General features: G+C 66.8%; 7 protein-coding genes. 5 read left to right on the forward strand and 2 right to left on the reverse strand.

Annotation, left to right across the window (positions count from 1 at the left end; translation table 11 throughout):
- Together FV228_RS34300 and FV228_RS20690 are read right to left on the reverse strand one after the other, a co-directional pair.
- The coding region (locus FV228_RS34300; RefSeq protein ID WP_348645067.1) for a DUF6481 family protein at nt 1-213 on the reverse strand (213 nt) is incomplete at its 3' end.
- 136 nt (nt 214-349) lie between these two features.
- Entirely contained in the window at nt 350-559 is a 210-nt protein-coding gene (locus FV228_RS20690; protein WP_147856337.1) for a cold-shock protein, read from the reverse strand.
- A 569-nt stretch (nt 560-1,128) separates the two neighbouring features.
- Here FV228_RS20690 and groES point away from each other — a divergent pair.
- From groES to FV228_RS20715, 5 genes are all read left to right on the forward strand, one after another.
- Nucleotides 1,129-1,416, forward strand: coding sequence for a co-chaperone GroES (groES, locus tag FV228_RS20695; protein WP_007565402.1), 288 nt, complete (start codon nt 1,129-1,131; stop codon nt 1,414-1,416).
- A 90-nt stretch (nt 1,417-1,506) separates the two neighbouring features.
- Nucleotides 1,507-3,150, forward strand: a complete 1,644-nt coding sequence (groL, locus tag FV228_RS20700; protein ID WP_147856338.1) for a chaperonin GroEL — start codon at nt 1,507-1,509, stop codon at nt 3,148-3,150.
- A gap of 183 nt (nt 3,151-3,333) precedes the next feature.
- A complete protein-coding gene (locus FV228_RS20705) occupies nt 3,334-3,684 on the forward strand; it encodes a hypothetical protein (RefSeq protein ID WP_238261418.1) in 351 nt (116 codons plus the stop codon).
- A gap of 107 nt (nt 3,685-3,791) precedes the next feature.
- Nucleotides 3,792-4,034: a DUF6522 family protein gene (locus FV228_RS20710; protein ID WP_147856339.1), complete on the forward strand. Its 243-nt coding sequence runs from the start codon at nt 3,792-3,794 to the stop codon at nt 4,032-4,034.
- 144 nt (nt 4,035-4,178) lie between these two features.
- Nucleotides 4,179-4,526 carry a hypothetical protein gene (locus tag FV228_RS20715; RefSeq protein ID WP_246693971.1) on the forward strand — a complete coding sequence of 116 codons (348 nt, stop codon included), beginning with the start codon at nt 4,179-4,181 and terminating at the stop codon, nt 4,524-4,526.
- Nucleotides 4,527-4,750 lie beyond the last annotated feature (224 nt).

Below are 4,750 nucleotides of genomic sequence, written 5' to 3' on the forward strand. Positions count from 1 at the left end.
CACCCGCACCTCGCGGGCCTCGACGACGGCCTGGCGCTCGGCCTGCCGGGCGAGGACGGCCGGATCGTCGGCCGGGGGGCGTGCCCGGAACTGGGCCAGCCGCTCTTCCTTGGCCTTCGCGCCGGCCTCGAGACGATCGGACAGCTGCGTTTCTTTGAATTGACCCACGGATACTCCTCGCGCGCTTCGCAGCGCCGGTGGCGAGAGCATCATCCCGAAAGGGTTTCGGAGACCGATGATGCCCGATCAAGAGCCCGAAACGGCATCGCGGATGCCGGTCCAGAAACAGAAGAAGCCGCTCCACACAGGGAACGGCTTCGAAACGCGTCCTCAGGGTGAGGCGCTCGGTTCAGGCGGCCTGGAGGCTGCCGGCGGACTGCTTGCCGCTGCGACGGTCGGTTTCCAGCTCGAAGGAGAGCTTCTGGCCCTCGATCAGGTTGCGCATGCCGGCGCGCTCGACAGCCGAGATGTGCACGAACACGTCCTTGCCGCCGTCGTCAGGCTGGATGAAGCCGAAGCCCTTGGTCTCGTTGAACCACTTAACGGTGCCGATGGTCATAAATATTCCAACTGCTTTAGAGCATGATGCGATCGACCAGCATTCCGGCCGATCAAAATCATCATACGGTAACAAAGATCCAGGGTTTGCTGCCGATGCGCTGCACGGGCAGCGAACGCTGGACGATCGAATGGGTCGAGCGCACGCCGTGCATGCGCTCATCCGCGAGTCGTCGAAAATGGGAGAGATGCAGAGCGCTCGCCCTGTTGTGGCGAGACGGCCGAATATCTGGCCTCAAATCGATATGCGTTCTCTAGCGCATTGCCGGGATAATCACAATCCCGAAAGAGGCTGCCGAGAAAAACGGTCCGGCGTGCCCGTGAAATCGCGGGTTCTTGCGATGTTGTTTTGGTGCACGACCTTCAATATTCAGGCCGCCCGTCCGGATCCGGGCCGCTCCGGCGGGTCGCGATCGGGCCCGTCGGCTTCGAAGAGCGTTAGCACTCTCGCCGATTGAGTGCTAAGAGGTCCCGACCCGGCGCGGATGATTCGGTCCGCTGCCGCCTTTCCCGTACGGGCTCCGTCATGCCGACGCGAGACCCGGAGGCGGGACGACCAGGATGCCACACATGAAGTTTCGCCCGCTGCACGACCGCGTGGTGCTACGCCGCATCGAGGGCGAGGAGAAGACCAAGGGCGGGATCATCATCCCCGACACCGTCAAGGAGAAGCCCCAGGAGGGCGAGGTCGTCGCCGTCGGACCCGGCGCCCGGGACGAGGCCGGCAAGATCAATCCCCTGGAGGTGAAGCCCGGTGATCGCGTGCTGTTCGGCAAGTGGTCCGGCACCGAGGTCAAGATCGACGGCCAGGACCTTCTGATCATGAAGGAATCCGACATCATGGGCGTCGTCGCCTAAGGGCGTCCGCCCAGCCCAAAGCTCCTCAAGCCCTTCGAGGCGCCCGCTCCGGCGCGCCTCGGGGCCGAACGACAACAGAAGAGATCGTCCATGTCAGCCAAAGACGTCCGTTTTTCCGTCGACGCCCGCGAGAAGATGCTGCGCGGCGTCGAGCTGCTCGCCAGCGCCGTGAAGGTGACGCTGGGTCCCAAGGGCCGCAACGTCGTGATCGAGAAGAGCTTCGGCGCCCCGCGCATCACCAAGGACGGCGTCACCGTCGCCAAGGAGATCGAGCTCGCTGACAAGTTCGAGAACATGGGCGCCCAGATGGTGCGCGAAGTGGCCTCGAAGTCGAGCGACATCGCGGGTGACGGCACCACCACCGCCACCGTGCTGGCCGCCTCCATCGTCCGCGAAGGCGTGAAGTATGTCGCCGCCGGCATGAACCCGATGGACCTGAAGCGCGGCATCGACCTCGCGGTCGCCGCGGTCGTGAAGGACATCAGCGAGCGCTCCCGCAAGGTCGCCTCCTCGGAGGAGATCGCCCAGGTCGGCACGATCTCCGCCAACGGCGACAAGGAGATCGGCGAGATGATCGCCCACGCCATGCAGAAGGTGGGCAACGAGGGCGTGATCACGGTCGAGGAGGCCAAGACGGCCGAGACGGAGCTCGACGTCGTCGAGGGCATGCAGTTCGACCGCGGTTACCTGTCCCCGTACTTCATCACGAACGCGGAGAAGATGATCGCCGAGCTCGAGGATCCCTACATCCTGATCCACGAGAAGAAGCTGTCGTCGCTGCAGGCGATGCTTCCGGTGCTCGAGGCCGTGGTCCAGACCGGCAAGCCGCTGCTGATCATCGCCGAGGACATCGAGGGCGAGGCGCTGGCCACCCTCGTGGTGAACAAGCTGCGCGGCGGCCTGAAGGTCGCGGCCGTGAAGGCGCCGGGCTTCGGCGATCGCCGCAAGGCGATGCTCGAGGATATCGCGATCCTGACCAAGGGCCAGATGATCGCCGAGGACCTCGGCATCAAGCTCGAGAACGTGACGCTCGACATGCTCGGCCGGGCCAAGCGGGTGCGGATCGACAAGGAGAACACCACGATCATCGACGGGTCCGGCGAGAAGTCGGACATCGAGGCCCGCATCTCGCAGATCAAGGCGCAGGTCGAGGAGACCACCTCGGACTACGACCGGGAGAAGCTGCAAGAGCGCCTGGCCAAGCTCGCGGGCGGCGTCGCGGTGATCCGCGTCGGCGGCTCGACCGAGGTCGAGGTCAAGGAGAAGAAGGACCGCGTCGACGACGCCCTCCACGCCACCCGCGCGGCCGTCGAGGAAGGCATCGTCCCGGGCGGCGGCACCGCGCTGCTGCGCGCCAAGAAGGCCGCCCAGGGTCTGACCAGCGACAACCCCGACGTCTTGGCCGGCATCAAGATCGTGCTGAAGGCGCTCGAGGCCCCGATCCGTCAGATCGCCCAGAACTCGGGCGTGGAAGGCTCGATCGTGGTCGGCAACATCCTGGCCAACGCCTCGGAGACCTACGGCTTCAACGCGCAGACCGAGGAGTATGTCGACATGCTCCAGGCCGGCATCGTCGATCCGTCCAAGGTCGTCCGGGCGGCGCTCCAGGGCGCGGCTTCCGTCGCCGGCCTGCTGGTCACCACCGAGGCGATGATCTCCGAGCTGCCGCGCAAGGAAGCCCCGGCCATGCCGGGCGGCGGCGGCATGGGCGGCATGGGCGGCATGGACTTCTAAGCCGGCTCCAGACCTAAACACCACGATCCGGCGCGGGCGCTTTTCGCGGTCGCGCCGGATCCTCACTTGCAAGCCGGCCCGGGGCATCGATCCGGGCCTGCGCCGTCCCGCAACCGCGACCCCCTCCGCACCGCACCAAGCGGGCCGATGCGGGTTGACCCTGGTGCCGGTCGGGAGATTCTGATGCGCCTGCTCATCCATCGGGACGGGATCGTCCTGACGCTCGCCCCGCGCGCCGCCCTCCTGGCGCTGGTGACGACGGTCCTGGTGGCGCCCGCCCCGGCCCGTGCCTGGGGCATTCCCGGGTGCACCAACCTCCCCGAATACAATCGCGCCCTCGGCGCGCTCCAGGGCATGACCAGTGCCTGCGACATGAGCGTCGCGCATGCGCGCGAAGTCATCGCGGAGCATGACGGCGTCCCGGTGATGGTACCGCAGGCAGCGCCGCCGCCCCGGGTCCGGGTCCGGCGCCATCCGGCCCGATCTCACCACAGGACACCGCGCAAGCGGCGCGGCACGGCGCACGCCTTCTGATCCGCACCGTCGTTGTCCGGAGGAGCCAGCGCCCCGCTAAAGTTAGACGGTGGCGTCGATGCCGGCCGGCTCCGTTAGGGCACCCGTAGGGATAAAGGATTCGCGCCGTGCGGCTCGATCTCGGTCACAAAGGCGATTGGATCGTCGATCCCCGCGAGCTGGCGTCGCGCCTGGGCGTCACCATGGCCGTCCTCAAGCAGCAGGAACGCCTCGGCCAGGTCGAGGCTCGCATCAAGCCCGGCTCGGGCGCGGAGGCGGATCAGACCCGCGTGACGGTCCGCCTGCTCGACAAGGGCTGGCGGGGCATCTTCGATGAAAGCGGGGCGCTCATCGCCGAGGAGCGATGGTGACGGGCCGCCCGGAGCGGTTCGCGGCCGGGCAAAAGGTCATCGCGGCCAAGAAAGCCGCGGCGCCGGGACAATGCGTGGTACAGACCTGAAGAGATTCCGCCGCTGCTCTCGTCGAGGACCGACATGAACGCCTTCAGATGGCTTATGGCCAAGGTTATCGGCTTCCTGTTCTCGCAGACGATCGACCACAAGAACCGCAAAGCTGCTGCCGACAAGGAGGGCGGGACCTACGATGCCGCGCCGGCTTATCAGTCATCCGGGTTCGAAAGTGATTATCATGCGGCGACCAACCTGCTGAAGCAGCGGATGGACAAGAACTTTCCGGATAATTTTCACGCCCGGCTCGGGTCGCAGGCCAACAGCATGTACGATTACGGTGAGGACCGTGCGGAGGCCGTCGACACGGCCTCGACCGCGATCGCGATGGCGCTCCGGAACGGCGCGACCGTCAGCCAGGCCGCGGAGGCGGGCGCGGCCAGCGTCGGCATCTGAGGGGGGACGGACGGCTGCTCGGCCCCGCAGCCGTCTGCAAAAAGGGTCGCAACCGGGGAGAGAAGCCGCACGGCCCATCGGGCTCCGCGGCGTTACCGCGGGGCGGCCTCGGATCCGATCACCAGAGATTGCGCGGCAACCGCCGCTTCCAGCGCTCGCCGGCCTTGAGGGTGTCGCCCTGCCGGGAAAGCCGGACCGGGCGCGTCGGCATCGCGGTCGTGAGC

Source organism: Methylobacterium sp. WL18 (assembly GCF_008040015.1).
Classification (GTDB): domain Bacteria; phylum Pseudomonadota; class Alphaproteobacteria; order Rhizobiales; family Beijerinckiaceae; genus Methylobacterium; species Methylobacterium mesophilicum.

Bases quoted from the DNA above. Each gene is read 5' to 3' on its own strand.
- FV228_RS20690 (WP_147856337.1), bottom strand. From the start codon at position 559: ATGACCATCGGCACCGTTAAGTGGTTCAACGAGACCAAGGGCTTCGGC.
- groES (WP_007565402.1), top strand. From the start codon at position 1,129: ATGAAGTTTCGCCCGCTGCACGACCGCGTGGTGCTACGCCGCATCGAG.
- groL (WP_147856338.1), top strand. From the start codon at position 1,507: ATGTCAGCCAAAGACGTCCGTTTTTCCGTCGACGCCCGCGAGAAGATG.
- FV228_RS20705 (WP_238261418.1), top strand. From the start codon at position 3,334: ATGCGCCTGCTCATCCATCGGGACGGGATCGTCCTGACGCTCGCCCCG.
- FV228_RS20715 (WP_246693971.1), top strand. From the start codon at position 4,179: ATGGCCAAGGTTATCGGCTTCCTGTTCTCGCAGACGATCGACCACAAG.